This window comes from Sphingobacterium sp. HJSM2_6 (assembly GCF_049316305.1).
In the GTDB taxonomy this organism is placed as follows: domain Bacteria; phylum Bacteroidota; class Bacteroidia; order Sphingobacteriales; family Sphingobacteriaceae; genus Sphingobacterium.
This window is the reverse complement of sequence record NZ_JBMOXB010000006.1, coordinates 20,923-41,888: the sequence shown is the minus strand read 5'-3', so window position 1 is coordinate 41,888 and position 20,966 is coordinate 20,923. Positions and strand designations below refer to the sequence as shown.

The 20,966-nt window shown below is 35.8% G+C and carries 11 protein-coding genes; 1 reads left to right on the top strand and 10 read right to left on the bottom strand.

Annotated features, from left to right (window positions below):
* Window positions 1-214: 214 nt before the first annotated feature.
* The 10 genes from ACFRAE_RS07045 to ACFRAE_RS07000 all read right to left on the bottom strand — a co-directional run bounded on the left by ACFRAE_RS07045 (window position 215) and on the right by ACFRAE_RS07000 (window position 17,721).
* Complete coding sequence (locus tag ACFRAE_RS07045) at window positions 215-3,562, bottom strand: TonB-dependent receptor (RefSeq protein ID WP_422796428.1); 3,348 nt, start codon at window positions 3,560-3,562, stop codon at window positions 215-217.
* A 51-nt stretch (window positions 3,563-3,613) separates the two neighbouring features.
* On the bottom strand, window positions 3,614-5,743 hold the full coding sequence (locus tag ACFRAE_RS07040) for an IPT/TIG domain-containing protein (protein ID WP_422796427.1): 2,130 nt from the start codon (window positions 5,741-5,743) through the stop codon (window positions 3,614-3,616).
* 52 nt (window positions 5,744-5,795) lie between these two features.
* Window positions 5,796-6,770, bottom strand: coding sequence for a fasciclin domain-containing protein (locus ACFRAE_RS07035; RefSeq protein WP_422796426.1), 975 nt, complete (start codon window positions 6,768-6,770; stop codon window positions 5,796-5,798).
* Window positions 6,771-7,152: 382 nt separating this feature from the next.
* A complete protein-coding gene (locus tag ACFRAE_RS07030; RefSeq protein ID WP_422796425.1) occupies window positions 7,153-8,055 on the bottom strand; it encodes a fasciclin domain-containing protein in 903 nt (300 codons plus the stop codon).
* Window positions 8,056-8,095: 40 nt separating this feature from the next.
* Window positions 8,096-9,127 carry a fasciclin domain-containing protein gene (locus ACFRAE_RS07025; protein WP_422796424.1) on the bottom strand — a complete coding sequence of 344 codons (1,032 nt, stop codon included), beginning with the start codon at window positions 9,125-9,127 and terminating at the stop codon, window positions 8,096-8,098.
* Between the two features lie 7 nt (window positions 9,128-9,134).
* The gene (locus ACFRAE_RS07020) at window positions 9,135-10,325 is read right to left on the bottom strand and encodes a hypothetical protein (protein ID WP_422796423.1); all 1,191 of its coding nucleotides are present in this window, start codon (window positions 10,323-10,325) and stop codon (window positions 9,135-9,137) included.
* On the bottom strand, window positions 10,325-12,061 hold the full coding sequence (locus tag ACFRAE_RS07015; RefSeq protein ID WP_422796422.1) for a hypothetical protein: 1,737 nt from the start codon (window positions 12,059-12,061) through the stop codon (window positions 10,325-10,327). The genes ACFRAE_RS07020 and ACFRAE_RS07015 overlap by 1 nt, the downstream gene beginning before the upstream one ends.
* A gap of 1 nt (window position 12,062) precedes the next feature.
* The gene (locus tag ACFRAE_RS07010; protein WP_422796421.1) at window positions 12,063-15,551 is read right to left on the bottom strand and encodes a carboxypeptidase-like regulatory domain-containing protein; all 3,489 of its coding nucleotides are present in this window, start codon (window positions 15,549-15,551) and stop codon (window positions 12,063-12,065) included.
* Between the two features lie 135 nt (window positions 15,552-15,686).
* On the bottom strand, window positions 15,687-16,901 hold the full coding sequence (locus tag ACFRAE_RS07005) for a FecR family protein (RefSeq protein WP_422796420.1): 1,215 nt from the start codon (window positions 16,899-16,901) through the stop codon (window positions 15,687-15,689).
* Window positions 16,902-17,112: 211 nt separating this feature from the next.
* Entirely contained in the window at window positions 17,113-17,721 is a 609-nt protein-coding gene (locus ACFRAE_RS07000; RefSeq protein WP_422796419.1) for an RNA polymerase sigma factor, read from the bottom strand.
* Window positions 17,722-18,388: 667 nt separating this feature from the next.
* Here ACFRAE_RS07000 and ACFRAE_RS06995 point away from each other — a divergent pair.
* On the top strand, window positions 18,389-20,908 hold the full coding sequence (locus tag ACFRAE_RS06995) for a glutaminase domain-containing protein (protein ID WP_422796418.1): 2,520 nt from the start codon (window positions 18,389-18,391) through the stop codon (window positions 20,906-20,908).
* Window positions 20,909-20,966: the final 58 nt, after the last annotated feature.

Genomic DNA, 20,966 nt, shown 5'->3' with positions numbered 1-20,966 from the left:
TTATATCCAGGATAGACCTGTATTGATTTCCATTATTGGAATTAAAATTCGATTATAGGAATTAAATATTTTTAAAAAAATAACCGGACCAGTGGATTTTCTAGCCCGGTGTTTGTTAATAATCTGATTTAGTTTAGTATGGTATAAAAACAATGTTTAGCTATTGAAGCCTGACTACCAAATATAAATTTTCTAATCACCTTCGTTTTTTACATTAAAAAGAATATCGAAGACCTAATTGCATTTGTGTTCTTGAATTAAAGTAATCTATACTATAGGGTCTTCCTGGATTATTGAATGTAAATACAGGCCAGTTTCCGGAATTCTGTTGAGATGGAAAAAGTGTCGGTGTTAATCCTACGGAGCTCGTTGAGTTGAACGTATTTGGTGAGAAGTATTGAATTCCCCATTCCTTATAGAGTAGATTTGTAAGGTTCATGATATCGAGCGAGATTGTCAAAAATTGAGCTCTTTTAGAAACTTGCAGATCATGCGATAGTCGAAGATCAGCCTGCACATTCCAAGGAGTACGACCCGTATTACGCTCTGTAAAGTTGCCCCGTCTTGAAGACAAATATTGATTTTGATCTATAAAAAGATTGAATGATTGAGCCTGCTGCTCTGCACTTTGTCCTCCAGCAATATCTTTGAAATATTTGATAGCCTCCTGTTGTGTGGGAATATAAACTAAAGACACCTGCTGAGGAAGTCCCTGAATGCTGTTGTTGATTATCCCATACGAAAATGGAGAACCAGACTGCGCCGAGAAGAATAGATTTACCGTTGTCTTACCCACAGTATTCCATTTAAAGTTATAGCCTATATTGGCTATAATCCTATGACGAATGTCAAAGTTGCTATAAGCTAGTTTTGGGTTATTCGGCACCAGTGACTGATTTAATTGCCAATTACTTTCCATAGAATTTCGAACTCCATTACTTAAATCCTTAGATTCACCAAAAGTGTAACTTGCTGTGACATTAAGATCTTTGTAGATTTTACTAATTGTTCCGGTGATACTATATCGATAACCTTGCTTCGTGTTCGAAAGTAAGTATAAGTTTGAAAATCTCGAATCAACGGTTCCTTCGTATACAGGTTGCTTCTTGTTGATATCGTAACCATACCAAACAGGATTATCCTTTCTGCCAACTTGTTGAAACAAAACGTCGTTAATATTTTGTGTATACATTCCTTCCAAAGTGAATTTCCAGTCATTGAATAAACTATAATCTAGACCCAGGCTAGTTCGGAATACTTGTGGCATTGTAAATCCATTGTCGATTAAATCCACTTGTGTCCGTCCACTATTCGGATTATTAATAACTGCTCCATTTGCTGTGATAAAATCGCCTATCCCATTTGGACTTGGCTTAATCGCATCTGCATCTTTTGCAAAAGGTTTCTGTTCAACATTTTGGTCAAATGCTCCATAACTATCCCCAGTATTGTAATAAGCATAAGCTAACCAAGCAAATGGAATACGACCTGTAAAGAATCCCGCACCACCTCGGATAATCAGGCTATTATCGTCCGTAGCCTGCCAACGAAATCCTAATCGTGGAGAAAAATGAACACGATTCATAAAGTCATTCTTTATACGGTTAATTGGAGTATATTGGTAGGTTGTGCCAAAATTTGGATCAGCCCAGATCGCTTTCACTTTATCACTCAATTTTGGTAGAGTCGGAAGCTGAGCTATATCCGCTCGCAGACCTGGACTAATTCGGAATCTGTCACTGACACGAATTTCGTCTTGCACATATAAGCTATACATATTTACATGAAAGTCAGCAGCAGGATTATCCAATATATAATCACGTGTATTGTTTAAATAATTATAGCTACCCCTCACACGAAAAGGAGTGTTTTTAAGGAAATCGGAAATACTGTTATAATCTATACGGCCATTCCACCCGTTTACAAATCCATATCGAATGCCGTACAATTCATTATGTGTTCCAAAGAGCAATTTATGTCGGTCAATATTCCAATTAAGATTGGCTGTGAGTTCCCACGTTTGTTGTTTCATATCGAATATACTAGCCTCACGATCCGTACCTATGTAAATAGTGGTGCCTGGGGTATTCCCTTGGATTTGAACCTGGGGAAGGGTGGGATCGGAAAGTGGGTCACGGCGATCCTTAACTACAGTAAAACCAAAGACCGCATTCGCAGATAATGAATTGGTAAATCTGCTTTTAAGCTCCACCACCGTACTACTCTGGTTGTTCTCCTGTTCAAAAGCCATACTAGAAAAACGAAAATCTTGTTGATCTCGATCCATATGAGTCGCTGAACTTCTAATGGTATTATTACGAATTGCTAATTGATGTTGATCATTAATATTCCAATCCAATCGATTAAAAAATTTGATTGATTTGGAGCTATTCGTATAAAGACCCGCCGTACCTGCATCAAAAATATTTCCATATCTACTTTTCACGGTATTTACTATACTATTTGCTTCCTCCAGCGCCAAAATATGTGCTGTTTCATCACTACCAACTAATAATTGAGTGGGATCTTGACGTCGAGTTATTTCCTCATTACTAAAAAAGAAAAGTTTATCTTTAATTATAGGAAATCCAAAACGAAAACCAGCTTGATAATCGTAAAAATCAGCATTCATCTTTCCAAGACTTCCTACTTTATCATGACCTGTAAGACTTGCATTTCTTCCATAGCCATAAATTGAGCCTTCAAAATTATTTGTTCCCGATCGCGTAACAGCATTTACAGAGCCTCCAGTAAAATTCCCTATTTTAACATCAAATGGAGCCAAATAGACTTGCATATCTTGGATAGCGTCTAAAGAAATAGGATTTGTTCTAGTCGAACTACCAGCCATACCCGATGTGCCTGTTTGCCCACCTAAGGAAGGAGAAAAACCAATAGCATCGTTATTGATCGCTCCATCAATCGTTACATTATTATAGCGGAAATTGTTTCCTCCGAAACTATTATCACGACTACCTTGCGGTGTAAGTCGGGTTAAATCCGTAATAGATCTACTTACTGTAGGTAAAGTTTCAACCTGCTTGGAATTGATATTTTTACCTGTTCCATAAGTGTCCGCGCGTTGTCCTTGAGCTATTGCTGTAACGATCACCGCATCCAAAGATTCTACACTAGAATTTAGAACAAAGTCCAATTGTTGTGCAGCCCCCAGTTGGACTTGAACATTTTTTCGTTCTACAGTTTGCATTCCGACCATGGTAGCGGTCACGGAATATGGTCCACCGATACGCATGTTATTCATCGTATAACGTCCAGTTGCATCGGTTGAGAGCGCATACCTAGTGCCCGATGGCATATGTAGTGCGGTTATGGTGGATCCGACAATACCGGTGCCTTTTCCATCGGTGACACGACCAGTAAGTGCTCCTGAGGTTTCTTGTCCCCAACCAAATAATGGGACTAGTAAAAGCAGCGTAAAAATTAATAGGTTGGGTATTCCTCGTATTATTTTAGCCCAATCTAAGATAGGCACAGCTTTGGCATCTACACTTTCTCCAATTGAAAATAGGCTTCGCCACTGTTTCATATATTTATTTTTCATTATTTTTTTCTTACGTGTTGGGCTTCAAAATCGTTCGTCATTTTTATCACACTATTTAAATATTACTTTCCTTATAGCACCTTGTCCCACATCTAACAGATAAATAGCACCATCTTTATCAATTGCTATATCAGAAATATTTCCCCACTTGGCGCTTGAAAAGTCCCCGTCTACAAAACCTCTTTCCACATTAATCAACGTCTTTATAGTTTGTTGCTTTAAATCAACTTCACGAATTGCATAATTAGTTGCATCCATTATTATTAAATTGTTTGCATTATTAATTTTTAAAGCCGAGATTCCAAATCCAATTTCTGCCTGTGAAATAGGTCCATCTTTTAACCCGAAAACTCCATATTGCCCGATCCAATTTAGTCCACGTTCACCAGGAAGTGTTCTATTAATAATTCCTTCATAATCATCAATCGCATGATAAATGGTACCATCTTTGGCTATGGCAATCCTACATTTATCAGATGCTCCACCAGAATTCATATTCTGAACAGTACCTGAAGGCAATGCCACTTTTAATACACCATGCCAAGAATTTGGATAATAAAGATTTCCCTTTTCATCTACAGACAGGTTATAAGGTGAAAGTTCTGCAGTAGGTATGGTGCTAACTTGTCCACTCAAGGTTACTTTCTTGGCAAGTTTACTATCCGCAACATAAATGACATCATTTAGAATATCCATCCCAAAAATGCTCGTAAAACCAGTAGCCAAAACAGAGACTTCCCCTTGCTGGGTGAATTTTCTGATGGAATTAATACCACTCACATATAGGTTCCCCTTCGAATCAATAACTATTTTAGAATAATTATAATTTAATTCCGTGATTCCTCTTTTAATCGTCATTACTCCTGAACGACGGAAACTTTGTGGCGCAAATGCAGACAAGGCTCCGACTTGTACCTTTAAGGGGCCAGTACTTAGATTTGTTGGCGCAATCACTTTTAATGAATTATCGGTTGCAGAAATAATTTGGGCTTGAAGTCCATTAAATGACACAGTGTTACCAATTAAATCCTTTGAAAAACCAGTACCATGAATGGTAACTTCAGTCCCTTCTAGACCACTCTCTGGACTAACCTTTGAAATTCCTAAGTCTTGATTTTTAAATTCAGGACCAAGAACCTTTTGATCATTAACGATGACTTCAACCTTCCCACTTCCGATATCAGCGGGATACTTCACAACTAATTCTGTACCAGTTGGATCTTTTTCAAATGGAATTTCTTTACCATTAATCAACACTTTATTCTCCTCTTTTATTTCACTAAAAGAAGTTCCTTTGATTGTAATCACGGAACCAACAGGTCCACTCAATGGCGAAACCGCAGCTATTTCTGGCAAAGGAACTACTCTAAAAACATCCGAACTCACCATTTTCTGCCCATTAATAATTACAAAAGCTTTATTTGTCATTACCCCTTCTGGAGCGACCACAATGAGTTGATTTGGGGAGGCTTGTAAAACACTAGCCTGTTTATCATTAAAAAAGACAATATTACGCTCCTTCACTGTTTCAAATCCTTCCCCTTTTATGGTGATTTTAGTCCCTGGCCCTCCAGTTAAAGGTTTAATTCCTGTGATTTCTTGGTATGTAAAAACCTCGCCTTTTGACTCCATGTTATCCACAAAAACTTTGACAGGACCTGTCCCAGCATTTATAGGTACTTTCGCGACAATGAGCGTATCAGAAATATTAACAACTTTTGCAACGGAATCATTAATAATTACTTTTGCTGGCTGATTAAGGCTACTAAAGCCCTCGCCTGAAATACGGATATTTGAACCCGCTGGTCCATTTGTAGGATAAATCTTTTTTAGGCTTAAACTCTGATAAGTGTATGTGCCTACGTCTATCGTTTGACTTCCATTTTTAACTGTCAATTGGCCTGTATTTGCAGCTTTTGGGGCAAGAACAACAAGCTCTGTGGATTGTGCTGAAAATACTTCGGCAGCAACTCCAGAAAACTCGACAATGTTATCCTCTAAACGAGTACTGAATCCTGCACCTTTGATGGTGACGAGGGTACCAGCCTTACCACTGTTTGGAAAATACTCTTCCACAGACAATTTGATAGTAGTTTCTCCGTTAATTTCTTTCTTACACGAAAAAAGCATGAACAGCGTTGAGAATAATAAGATCCCTATGATTTCTTTAATATTTTTCATTTGAATAAATTATTTATGAGTGTATAACCTCAAGGAACTTAATGCTATAGGGTTAATTTAAAAGTACCTGATCGATAATATGTAAAACACCATTTCCTGCTAATACATTTTCACGAATCAAATTAGTTTCCGTATTGTTTCTAATACCTAAAAGAGTTATTTTTTGGTATAGACCTTTGCCAGAATCAAACTTTAATGTTACACCGAGGTTATCCCCATTCAACATTGTTTCTGTTGTTTTTACGTTAGCATTTCCAGGAGTAGAAGTAGTCAGTATATAGTCATATACAAACCGTCTGTCTGGTACGGTATGGTATTTCAATAATTTTTCTAACTCTGCAACAGGTTTTTGATTTATAATTTCCAATGTGCTAAATCCATATTTTACCATTGCTGCATTATTAGGCGCATATACGGTGTAAGCACCATTCTTTTGAAGTAAATTTTTTATTGCAGGAACTTTTTCGATTACATGATTAAATAAGGTGATGTCATATTCATTACTGATCGCATCACTCAGGTAGTCAAAAAGATAAGGCTCTAATAGCCGATTGATTATTTGAATCTTACCATTATTAGCATCTTTCATTATGGGGGTTACAATAGCTCCATTTATTGTTATTATTGTATCAAGATCTTTTACCCATTTGGTTACAAACATTTTTCCTTTGGTATACGAGTAAATTTCTTGATTAAACTGAAAAGGAATCTTTTCAAAATCATATACTCCATTAAGAACATGGTATTGCATTATTTTGGTCAATCGGTTCAAACCAGTGGTTTTCACATCGATATTAAAGGCATCATCTGAAGGGGCTAACTGAGTAAAAGGGCCCTCTTTGAGTAGCATATCGTGCAATTCAGTTCGTTTATTGGCTGCATTTAATTTTGATAGATTAGCATTATCAGCAATAATCATTGTGATTAAATTGGAATCAAAAGAATAACTGTTACTCACCTCATCTTCACAACCATTGCTAATCAGAAAGATAACCACAACCAACAGGCATTTTATTACGTTTTGCATGATGAATAAATTAAAAATGATTGGGTATAAATAAGCGATCAACAATATAGAGTGGCCCATTAAGGGTCAATATATCCTGCTCGATAATTGTTGCATCCTCGGTATTGACTTTAGCGTTTTTAAGTCGCATTTTTTTCTTACCATTTTCGGAAATAAATAGAAAGGGACACGTAACCCTTGGTTGATTTTTCGGACTCATTGTTTCCATTTGCAAGACGTAATTACCCAGGAATTCATTAGTTAAATCATTCGAGAAAAATACGGTAGGAAATCCTCTGAAACCATCAGATGGAAAATACCTTTCACCCCACCCGTGGTGATAAGAAAGTATAGAGTCAGTTTTATGAAATGTTTGATAGTTGTATGGGGCTTCCGTTCCGAATCATAAATATCTCCCCCTTAATTTCGAATACGGATCATTTAATTTCAATAATTCTTCAACTGTTGAATATCCCGCTTTTATAAACGCTTCGTTAGTAGGTGCAAAAATCGAAGTGTGCCTGTTAATATATAAATTTTTAGAATTATTTGGATCTTTTGATAAATCTAAATTCTTACCAATAACCCCTGATTGCATGGCATATACTACCCAAGGAGCTTCATTAAAATAAAAAATTTTATTGTACAATTTATCATTAGCTTCGATTAATTCAATAAACATACTTAGCCGAGGATCTGCTTTCATTGCTTGCCAAAGTGTTTTTTCAGGCTTTTTAAGAAAGTGATCTAGAATAATGGCATCCCCTTCTTTGGTTTGGCTTATTTTATAATCTCCAACAGTTTTTCCATTAATCAGCACTTTTTTGTGGACAATGCCTAGATAATGTACATAAATATACTTTTGAAAAGTATACGAATTTTCAAAGCCTATGTTTGCACTCTCCAATCTAGTATTTACACGGATATTACCATGGATTGATTTTACATTTGCAGTATCTATTTTTTCACTTAATGTATGGTACAATACGATCGAATCCAAATCTGCGGGATTCATGTTCTCTAATTTATTTTGTGTAAAACCTGCCTCAACAAATGCCGCATCGGAAGGGATCAAGAAAGTATGTGGAGATCGTTTCCATTCGCTATTCAATATTGTATATACCGTTCCTCGATCTAATGCTTTTTTGAAAAATGTACATTGGGAGGATGTAAGAAATTCATCTAGGCTCATTTTAGTTGTCTCCTTAAATGCAACTTTTTCACCAAAGGGTTCAGGCATATATTCTTCCTGTTTGCAGGATACAAATACTATAATTAATAGTAGGATTGAAATAATTTTTTTCATTTGATATTTGCTTTTCAATTGTATTAAAGCGATCATGATTTTATTTTCCTATGCTTGGTAAACTTGCTTCATTTGGTCGAAACAACAATTTTTCAATATTATGCACGGTTCCGTTATCTGTAAGGTAGTTTACCCTATTATGTTTAGAAAGTGGGGTGGTTTTAGCATATTGATCTACTTCTTGTGTACTTATGGCGTTCCACCGAATATCCACATTGTAATTGAGCGTACGACTCATCATAGGATCACCTTTTATTTCAGCATTTAATGATTGTTTGGAAAGTTCAAGGTCTGTTAAAAAAATACTCGTTTCGAATATGTAAACCCCCATAAAACGATTATAAAATTTCTCTGGAACCATTCTGCTTATACTATCAGAACTAATTCCTTCTTTTTCGAAGGCTTTATTATCTGGGGCTAACACAGTCCAACTTCCGTTAGCTAAACTTTCCCAGTATCCAAATTTTTTAAGAGCGGTAACAAATGTGGAATATTCTCTTCTTCCAGATAGAAAATCTTGAATGTTTCCTTCTTGATATTTGAAACAAGCATTCACAATATTTAAAATGCCATTGGTCAATGTTATATCAAATCTGTTGGATTCAGACCCATTAACAAAAACCCTAGTCTTATCCCAGGCATTAGTTCCCGCATGCTTAGAAATGATTAAATTCTTTCCTGCCAAGTTTTGATATTTAGTATCGAGTGTTTTCACTGGGATATCATCACTGGCCAATACCCTAGTCATAATATGAAAATAGACCATTCGTTTTAAGCTGTCTTGATCGACTTTGTCAAAATCTGAAGCCCTGTAAATTCCTAATGCATTGAATGCGGCGTTTGTAGGAGCAAAAACTGTTACTTTCTGATTGCTTGTAATCTCTTTCAATACATCCGTTTTTACCAAAGCAGCATAAAATAAGCTGAGGTCAAAATTATTTCCAATATAATCGCCTACATTTCTTGTTTCCGTATTTCCTTCATATACAAGAAAATCATCATGTCGACAGGCTTGTAATAGGATTAAAGAAATTAGAAAAATTAGATATTTATTTATTCTGTTTAATTGCATCTCACTGTTATTTATAAGTTGGTGGATCGAATTTGCGTTGAATAGTTGTGAGGTAAGCTTCTCCATTTACAACCTCAATTGTATTTATCGCTGGAAATGATTTAGGATTATAAATACCCGAATGTGTATTAATAATCATACTCGGAAAACGAGCAGAATTAATATTACCAGGAACCGTGACAAGTTCGTTTAATCCGAAAAAGGTTAAGTGGGAGGCTAAACCTTTTGGCATCATATTACCCCCAACACCTATATCCATGAAATTCAATCCAGGAGCTAAAAAGGTGACGTTCTGCAACATATTGGTGCTAATTTTTTTAGAACGATCTGCAAACAAAGGAAAATTAAAATAGGGGCTTACAGTTGCTAGCTCTGTGTTTCGATACATCGTTTGTAGATACCTAGCATAATGGTCAGGTATTGCTGTTTTGCTATTAAACAACTTGGTTTCTTCAGGATATAGCGATAAATATACATTCATCTCGTCCTTTATCCCATCCCTTAACGTTATCAATCCTTGGGGTTTCCTCGCTTCAGACTCCAAAAATCCTTTGGAACTCATGTTGTAAAAATTAACATATACTAATGAGTCTGAAAATGGAATATTCTGGAAGTTTTCTTTACGCAATAGTAGTCCGTTCTCTTTTGTTTTGAAATCCTTCTGTACGATATGCAACGTATAAATTTCCCTTTCTTTCAAATCGATTGTACCTTCCATGGCAACTTGTTGTTTTAATTCCGGAGTAAGTTCAAAAAAGGGAATATCGTTGACAGGTCTAAAATAAAATACGATGCGGTGAGCACCTGCGGGTATTTGTGCCCAGCTAGAAAGGTCAAATCCATTTAATATTGGCCCCACCAAGACATTTTCTTTGCCAGGGTATTCGGGATTATTACGTTTTGTACTCCCCGCACTGTGTGTGGGATAGGGAGCTGCATAACGTATGCGCTTGTCTAAAAAATCACCAACTATCGCAGCCTGTATTGGAATACCCTCTTCGTCAAACACAGGATCAATTAGCATGGTTAAGTAAGGAACCAAGAGGTTCTTATCTCCTAAATTAACATCGTAATTTAGGTTGTTAAATACCCGTAAATAGGAAGGATTTTCAACTTCATGGTACTCAATTTTCGTACAGGAATTTAAGAGCAATCCTATAGGGATAAGTAAACTAATCAGATAAAATTTTATTTCCATTATTTTGTATGTTTAACAATTATTAGTCTTGATTTAAAACGAATATCTTCAGTCTGCTTTCCAATCAAGCAAATACTATAAGACCCAACATCAATTTTTGGCGTATTACCCCTGATATCGTATAAATCAGGTTTAGTAATCAAATCCCACGACGATTTTATTGGTACTTCATCAGCCCACTTCCCAGGTGTTGTATGCTTTGTGGCATGATAAACCATTATTTTAGTAGGATTTATATCAGAGGTACCTGATAAATTCAACAACCTAATATTGGGATGAGCCCAAGGAATATAACCTGGAATCAGTTTCTCTGTAGACCGCTCATCGAACGCTCGCCCATTATTATTAAATGCTTTTCCATTGTCTGATGTGAATGTTGCATAAGGAAAGCTGCTATTAAGATTAAGAAAGCGTATATCTGTATAAAAGTTAGTTTTATGTCTTTCAAAACTGGCGTCTTGAGTTCCAGATCCACCAAAATAAGTAACAGCCGAAAGGTTATTATGCGAAACCACTAAAGTATCTTTTCCTGCTGCCGTTGTATAAAGCCATACCGTATAATTATCGCCAGCTTGAACCTCGTAATCTATTGCAGTAAGCAGGTTATTATTATTCATTACCTCAAACTTGTGCTTTCCATGTACCGTTGTTAAGTATTCAGTATACTTACCGAACTGAGCGAATTCGGTTTTTTTATTTCCCACCTTTAGAAATGTTTCTCCCTCTTCAGCTTTGGCATTAACAAATTGAATACGCGCATAAGTATTATTTACTGGAGCTTCCACGTCAACAATTATTCGAAATCCATTTTGGATTTGTTCATAATTGTACTGTGGGTCGTTAAGAATGGGATAGTTAAAAGACTGCGCATAAACCACCACTGTATAAACTCCCCCTGGTTTAAAATTAGCAATAGGATTATAAGTCAAATAAGTAGGAATGACTTCTGTTCTATTCTTAATTGTGCTTATTGATGAAGTTATGTAATCCATCGATGGACTCCCAGTAGATGGAAGCTGCCTGCGATTTTCACTAAGAACTTTTAACTGATAAGTTCCATAAGGTACTTCCACATAATCCGACACCGAACCAATTGGAATATGATTGAGTAAATCGTGAATTGGAGTACCATCCGACCAAGCGAGACTCACAGGCCCTAAAAAATCTTCTATATTTACCAGCTTATCGTTGATTGGCCCAGGTTTTTCAGAAAAATTTATTACGCGAATTTTGCAATTCTCTGGATTACTTGGGGATTCTATACTTCTCGGAACTTTTATCACTTCTGGAAGTCCTATGCTATAATTATCGGCCAATAATGTATAGTAATCAACTGGAGACCCATTATCTTGCACCTCAAATTTTTTATTCAAACCTATTCCAAGCCCTTGATAGGATCCATATAAAACCTCTACTTCTGCTTTATTATTCTTGTTCAAAAGATCTTGAGGAATATTCCACAACAGTCCTAATCGACCATCTTTAGGAAAATATTTGGTCGAAGGATACCTACCAGATAAAGGATCTGTGTCGCCATACCTGATGACAAAATTGGTAAGGCTATCTTCATTTACCAGCACCTGATTTGAACTACCTAAATTGACAATGCGTACATTGGAATTTTTGAATGCTTCTGTTCTGAATCTGTTGTCCGTATTTTCAACAAGTTTGTCCTTAGCACATGAAGCTAACATCACGATGAGTGAAATAATAAATATTTTGTCGCTATGTTTCATATTAAAATAAGTTATAGGTAAAGCCAAGCATAATTTCACTTCCACGCTTGTAACTACGATTTATATACTCATTTCCATACCATTTCCCTCCAGTATTTGGATTGGCATAAACAGTTTTTATAGCAGGATTTAGTATGTTTTTCGCATACCCTTTAAAGAGTAACCTCGATGATAATTTCTGACTAAAAACAAAATCTAGTGTTGGAGCTGGTTGAGTATACAAATCAGGTTCGCCTGTAAGATTAATTTGAATAAGGCGTTCTCCGACCATATTGAAAGTAACCGTTAAGTCAGTTCCAATTTGTTTGTTTTTATAATTAAGCCAAGCATTGATCGAATAAGGAGCTTGCTCAAAAAGAGGGCTATTAAGTGGCGCATGTCGATCAATAAATCTGTTAGAGGCAATTCTTTCTTTCGATTTTTTAATCTCACTTTGTGCAATCAAAAGATTTGAACCAAAAAATAGCACTTCTGGTTGTCCCCATATTTTACTTAAATCTTTAACAGCTTCAAACTCAAATCCCCAAACCCTACCTGTATTTTTGTCATTTTGAAATTGGATAATTGGAAACTCAGGATAAATAGCTGCAAGGCCTTCTGTTTTCAAACTAAAAACTTTGACTAACTGATTATTTATTTGTTTTCCAAATACAGAAATCGCAAACACCTCTCCTGCATCCGGAAACCATTCCCAACGGAAATCCAAGTTCTGTGTCTTTTGATTGATCAAATCACGATTACCAACAATAAGACCCATTTGGTAAGGATCAAATTCAAACACATTGGTAATTTCCCTCAATTCAGGACGTGCTAAGGTGCTATTATACGCCAAACGAAAATTCATATTTTCTTTAAACGTATAGGTCAGGTTCGTCGAATAATAAGGCACGTACTTTGTTTTATAGACTGAATTAGCATCTCCGAATGGAGTAACCAAAATATTCCCTTCCTCATCTATAGTCGTCAGTTTAGGGTCTACATATACATCTTTGGTATCAACCCTTGTTTGTATATTAGTTTTTTCTACACGTACACCTCCTGTCAATCGGATATTTTCAGGAAGTTGCAAATCTAGCATTACATATGCAGCCCTAGTTTCATAAAATCCTTTATAATTGTTCGGTGACTTTTTGCTGTTATACAAAAAACCACCAGTTGGAATTTCACCCTCTCCAGTACCAGTGGTAGGCACCTTAATTCCAACAACTTCATTACTCACCATCCTGTCTAAATTCCCTTCCACATTCAACAACGTAAACAAACCTCCATTATTAAAGTTAGAACCAGGTAGGAAAAGGATATTTTCAGTAAATTCTCGTGACCTATACAAGTAGTTGACACCTGTTTTTAGCACTTGTTTTTTGCTAAAAACCGGAAATGGAATGGTAAGATCCGCTTTATGATTGTAACTATCTTCATTCAAATTTCTCCATCTGCGCCCATTAGGCTCTGCTTGAATGGTTCCAAAAGCCCCAAATCCATTTACATAACCAGAACTAAGTGCATAAAGATGATTTGTGTAAGTCCACTCCGTATTAGCATTTCCTGGTTGACCAATAATTGGTTTTTGATAATATACACCACCAATCGGGACATAGTCTATTAGCGAGGCATACCTGAAATCAGGATCATTCTGACCTGACTGAGACATGGAAAGATTATAGCTTAATTGTGGCGAATAATTGGACCTTAAAAACTTGTGCTCTCCTTGAAAGTTAAATGTCTGTAAATCTCGGAAAGATTGTTTTAAAGAATGGATTGTACTGAAAACATCACCTGAAAGCCCCGTATATTCATAAGATCCATTCAGATTCGTCGCCGTAGTTTCACCACCCCAACTACCTACATATTGTGCACTGATTTCATGTCTAGGATTAAACTGATAAGCTAGCCCTGTCAATATTCCGTAATTGAGTGTTTCTACCCCAGTACGCTCTTTATAGGTTTGATATTTACCCATGTAAAGGCTATTTGGTGTGATATAGTTTGGAATATGCCGATAACTGTAAATATTTGGGTTACCAGTGACAACTCCTTGGTAAATGCTGAATTGAGTTAGATTGCCGTCATAAATGTCTGTGGTACGTCGGTAATAATTTCCTCCCAAAATCAATCCCAAGTTATGTTTACCTTGGAAAAGCTTGTAAGAATTACCAAATGTGGCTGTGTAAAGTTGATTTAACGGTGCACGTTTATATTTTGTGGTCATGGCAGGATCAAATCCTTGCATAATGTCATTAATCCGTCCTACTTCTTTCTTGATAGCTGGATTATAACCGCTATTGGCTATCAAATTGTGAATATCACCCAAACCTTTAGGATATTGATTAGCGAGGTTCAAAAAATCTGAACTTAAATTTTTCTCGTTAATTTTAGTTCCAAATTTTCCCATGCTACTATTCCAAAAACTATTATGCTCACCCCCAATACCAATATTGGAGTTGAAGCCTGTTTGTGTAATAAGCTCAAAAGTCATTTTATCAGGAACTGACTTGGTCTTGAGTTCTACGATCCCTGAAGCGGCATCTGCTGGTTTATCAGGTGTAACAGTTTTATAAACTGTTATGTTATCCAATAAAGAAGCTGGAACAAGGTCCAAGGGGATGGAGCTTTTATCAGGATCTGAAGAAGCAAGTCTCACTCCATTTAATTGTCCAATTACTGAACGATCGCCGAGGCCCCGAATGGCAACATACTTGTCGTCTGTAACAGTTACTCCTGTTACTCGTGAAAGTGCTTGTGTGGTCGTAATACTTGCTGTTCGCTCGATTTGTTGTGCAGAAATAGCATCCTGAACGATTGAAGCTTTTCTCCGCTCTTCCAACACCGCCATTTCAGTATTTGCTCTACGGCGAGCTTGCACACTTACCGATACTTCCTCCAATGTTTCTATGGCCTGCCGCATCCGCACTGTAACCTGATTATTAGAACCCCCGTAAAATATTTCTTGAGTTTTCAAACCTAAATAGGTAAATACTAAAGTTCCCCCTCCTGCAGGTAAGGCAATAGAAAATTGACCATTTTTGTCCGTCAATGTAATTGTCTGGGTGCCCTTTATACGGACTGACACGCCCACTATTGCTTTACCATCTGTCGAATGGATTACATGTCCATTAATCATCAGTTGTTGCCTTACATTATCTGTCCTAACATTAACTAAGGACCTTTCTAATGTTTTTTTGATAGATACAATTTTATTGTTAATCGTAAACTCATATGGAAGACCTTCGAAGCATAGGTTCAAAACCTGCGCTAGGCTAGCATTGTTCAAATCAACACTGACTTTCTTTCCTTCATGGAAGATATTGGCATCATATACAAAATCATAGTTAGCTTGTTTCCTGATTTCTTTCAAAATATCGGGAATACTGCATTCCCGTTTATTGATTGTGAGGAGTTGAGCGTAGGTTGTAGCACTTACCTGAACCAAAAAACAGGTTAATAGTACCATGCTTATTTTCATAACACGCATGATTTGATAAAAATCCATACTTTTGCTTTGTAGTTATTGTTATTTGTAAAATTTTGTTTTCACATTTTTTCAAGACTTAACTATATAGCGGTAGGTGTTCGGAGCACCTCCGCTTCTTTGTTTAAAGTAATCTAATGTTTACTATAAGGACATCTATGGTTCCACCACTACTCTCCTTTCTTTTATTTTAATTGTTGCCTTCCCTAAGGAAGAAATGCTTTTTACCACATCAGATAATGGTTGATTTCGGGAAATCATTCCAGTCAATTTGAGTTCACCTAATGCTGATGGACATTCAACATCTACATCATACCAGCGCGATATTTTTCGCAACACACTAGATAAAGGTTCCTGATTGAACACAAAATCACCATTCCTCCATGCTAATTCTTCCTCCATGCTTGCGTCAACAATTTGAAAATCATCTCCTAAACTTGCCTGTTCACCCGGCTGCAATAACACTGATTTTCCATTTTTAATAGAAGTAACTTTAACACTCCCTTTCACTAAGGTTGTGTGACTATATGGTTCATTTTTATAGGCATTTACATTGAATTGCGTACCCAAAACCTGTATTAATTGCTTTTCTGTTTCCACGAAAAAAGGAATTCTATCCCCTCTTTTATTGCTCACTTTAACGATATCAAAATAAATTTCTCCAGTCATTTTCACTCGACGCTCTTGATTAGAAAAATTTACAGGATATGTAAGCGAAGAGGCCGAATTTAACCATGCTTTTGAACCATCAGGCAAGACTACAGCATATTGCCCTCCATTTGGCGTTTGTATACTATGAACTGATTCTGCACGAACATCGAGATCTTTACCGACTTTGTATACTATTTCGCCATCACTAGTTTTATCCACATGAAGACCTTGAAGATGGGTTAATGTTCCATTGTCTGCCTCTGACAGGGAAATGATTGACCCATCCTCCAACGTGAGCGAGGCTTTATTACTACCCGGAAGAATTTCTTCATCTTGATGCACGAAATGCTTGTTGTAAACGGTAAATGGATTTTTGTGCATGACCAACAGTGAGGTTCCAACCAATATAACTGAAGCGGCAACAACCTTTACCCAAAACAAAAAACGGAATCGTTGATTCATCGACTCATTTACAACTTTTGGAAATTGCACTAAATCCTGTTGTCTCGCCGTAAAACGTTTTCTAAAATTCTGCAAATCAATTTCATCCCCATATTCGGCGTAGTCCTCCAGATCGGTTGACCAGACTTCTTTCATACAGGACTCAACAAAATCCCTATCAATATCCATGGATAGGTATAATTTGACGAGCTCCTTTTCATGTGGCTCACAAGTACCTTGAAAGTATCTGATTAGTGTATTTCTAGCTGGTCTCTTCAATGCTATCCTTTTTAGTTAGAGGATTTATAAGGCCCTCTATTATAAAGAATGTTCAAAAATTGATTTCTAATCAGGCATCTATTACGATTTCATAATTTATTAATACTGAGTGTATTTCTATAATATTTGGTTAATACAAGAAAGAATACCTGACTGAAAATCTTCAATCAGGTAATAGAAAAAATACAGAATATTGTAATAAATATAGAATCTAAGTGAGCGGGTAAGGATTGAAAAATGTCAAAGCTAAAGTGCTCGTTAAAAAGATGGAAATTAAAGGGTCTGGATATTCCTTCATTTCTTGTTTTAGAACTTTTAGTGCCGCATTCATATGATTATTTACCGTATGAATAGACAAGTCGTTTACTTTTGCAATTTCCTTACGATCCATTTCATGTTCTCGAATCGATAAAAAAATCTTACGTTGCATGGGAGTAAGCTTCAGCAGTGCCGCTTGATAGAGCGACTGAATTTCTTTTATCGTAATTTCTGGATGGTCAATACTACCCAAGTCAGCAAGAGCATAATCATCTATGTTTTTCGTGTCAAGGATTTGTTTACGATATAAGATTATCGTTTCCTGACGTAGAATTCCAAATAGGTAATTGTCAAATTGCTGTACTTCATTCAAGCGATGCTTGTATTGCCAAATTTTCAGCAAAACATTCATCACTAGTTCCTCAGCATCTTCACGATTGGGAACTGTTTTCAATGACGATGCTAAAAGACGTCGGTAATAGTAATTCAAAACAGAGTTGAAGGCCATTTCATCACCCCCTAACCATTTTGCAATAATTTCATCTATTTCCTTTTTTGCCATATGGAATGCTCAATTATTATCTCAAAAGTAACCAAACAAGTATTATTTTGAAGATTATGATTTGGTTAGCTTATTGTTAAATACAGAAAACTAAAATTTCCTACCCTGTAATTTTATTGCTTAATTTTTACAATAAACAGTTGCAGCAGGCCAATTGGGATATATCGAGGATAAACAATGAGTAGTATTGAAAATCAAAGCAACTCCAAAATCATAAAAAACGATTTCTTATATGGAACGAAAAGCCATTCACTTAAAACTTAAAAGATTACTTTGTTACACAATCTTTTACTATTTAAATACTAAGATTCAAGTCAATTGAATTAATTATCAAATCAGCTTTACTCTTTGATAATAATTAAACAGATTATTTAGTATGAATTAAATAAAATTCAGCTATCATTTTGAATTATAAAAGCTATCAATTACATTTGTTTAAATGATTTAGCAAATAAGCTAAATCATTTTAATTAATTAATCTATTGTACATATTACTTATTTTCTAAGAATATGTGCATGTTTTGCTAACGTTAACCAATAAAAAGACAAATCTTGAATCAAAAAAATTTTCTTTTTTGTTTTTTTACCCTAAATGCTAATACCATTTAGTTATAATTAGTTAGCATTTTTTAATTAACAATTATAAACTAGATTTTCCGAAAAAACCATGAGGCTAAACCTACTTTTAAGCTTATGCTTTCTTTTTAATTGTGCTTTTGCACAAAACATTTTTCATGCTGATCATCCAAGCCATCTACGTCCCCCATCAACCCCTATTATTACTTCAGACCCCTATTTTTCCATTTGGTCCGCTTCAGATTTATTAACTGAAAAAAACACAGAACATTGGACAGGAGAGGAACACCCTATCTTTGGAGCTATTCGTGTCGATGGAATTGTTTATCGTTTTATGGGCAATTATGAAGAACAAGTTGATGAAATACTTCCCTCAAGTCATGGTTCAGCATGGAATGCAAAATATACGTTTGAAGCCCCTACTGGAGATTGGAATTCCATTAGTTATGATGATCTAGCATGGAAATCAGGACAAGCGGCTTTCGGTACAGCAGGAACGCCTAGAACAAAAACTATTTGGAACAGCAAGGATATCTGGATAAGACGAGAGTTCAACCTCAACGAATTAAACAATCAAGATGATTTACTCCTTAAATATTCCCATGATGATGAATTCACCTTGTACCTGAATGGAGAAAAACTCATTCAAACTGACTATTCATGGAATGATAATGTAACTTTTCAATTAACAGATCAAGCGAAAAAACATTTGAAAAAAGGAAAAAATGTGATTGCTGTTCATTGTAAAAATACCACTGGTGGTGGATATGTAGACTTTGGATTGTTTAAGAAAGTTAAAAAGTCGCAACAGTTCGATAAATTAGCAAAACAGAAATCAAGAACGGTTACCGCAACGCAAACCTATTTTGAGTTTGAATGTGGAGCTGTTGAATTAAAATTAGTATTTACCTCACCACTACTGTTAGATGATCTGGATTTATTGTCCACTCCAATCAGCTACATTTCATATGCTGTAAAACCTTTAGATAACAAAAGTCACGATATTTCCGTCTATTTTGAAACTAGCCCAGCATTAGCAGTTCATGAAACCACACAACCTGTAATTACGAGCGTAGCACATCAAAATGGTTTCCAATATGTAAAATCAGGCACTATTGATCAACCGATTACCAAAAGAATTGGTGATGGTGTCCGCATCGATTGGGGCTATGCCTATTTAGCAAATAAATTAGAAAAAGATAAACAAATTTCATTTGGAGATTACCACCAAACCAAAGAAAAGTTTGCAACTGATGGAAATCTAAATGGTTTAGAAAATAAAAATCCAGAAATATCTCGTGGCGATGTAAATAAAATCGCAATGGCCTATTCCCATCAGTTAGGTTCCGTTAATTCAGCAGGTAAGAATGGTTTTTTGATGATTGGATACGACGACCTTTATTCCATAGAATATTTCTATAAGAGGCGCATGGCATATTGGAAAAAGGATGGGAAAGTGAGCATAGAACAGGCCTTTGAAAAAGCCCATCAACAATATGAATCTGTTTTACAACGCGCTAAAGTTTTTGACAACAAAATATATCAAGATGCATTGATAGCAGGTGGAAAAGAATATGCAGAAATCTGCGCCCTATCCTATCGTCAAGTTATCGCCGCACATAAATTAATACAAGATGATGCAGGAAATTTATTATTTCTATCCAAGGAAAACCATAGCAATGGATGCATCAATACTGTAGATATCACCTACCCATCTGCTCCATTATTTTTAGTTTACAATCCCGAATTATTAAAAGGTATGATGACCCCAATATTTCAATATAGTGAAAGTGGTCGTTGGAATAAGCCTTACCCTGCACATGATTTAGGCACTTATCCTATAGCCAATGGACAACTATATGGTGAAGACATGCCGGTAGAGGAAGCAGGAAATATGCTCTTACTCGCTACAGCAATTAGTTTAAAAGAAGGCCATGTAAATTACGCAAACAAGCATTGGGAAACCTTAACGATATGGGTAAATTACCTTGTTGAAAAAGGCTTAGACCCAGAAAATCAACTGTGTACTGATGATTTTGCCGGCCACTTAGCACATAATGCAAACCTTTCCATCAAAGCAATACTAGCCATTGCCGGATATGGAAAAATGGCAGAATTAAAAGGAGAAATAAAATTAGCCGAGCAATACATCAATCAAGCAAAAGAAATGGCTATTGAATGGGAAAAATTAGCAAGAGATGTTGATCATTATAAATTAGCTTTTGATAAAGAAGGTAGTTGGAGTTTAAAGTATAATTTAATATGGGATAAAATATTTAAGATGGATATCTTCCCTAAACAAGTATTTACTACAGAAATGGCCTTTTATTTAAAGAAACAAAATAAATATGGCATTCCATTAGATTCTAGAGCTACTTATACAAAATCGGATTGGATAATCTGGGCTTCTTGTTTGACGGATAACCCTTCAGATTTCAAAACCATGTTCACTCCTTTTTATAATTATGTACAAGAAACATCCTCAAGAGTACCCTTAAGTGACTGGCATGATACACATACGGGCAAAATGATCAATTTTAAAGCGAGGTCAGTAATTGGAGGATATTTTATTCGTGTTCTTGATCATCAGTTAAATAAACCCACAAACTAAAAATCTACTACAACTAAACTTCAATGTCTAATAATCTATTATAAACTAAATAATTATG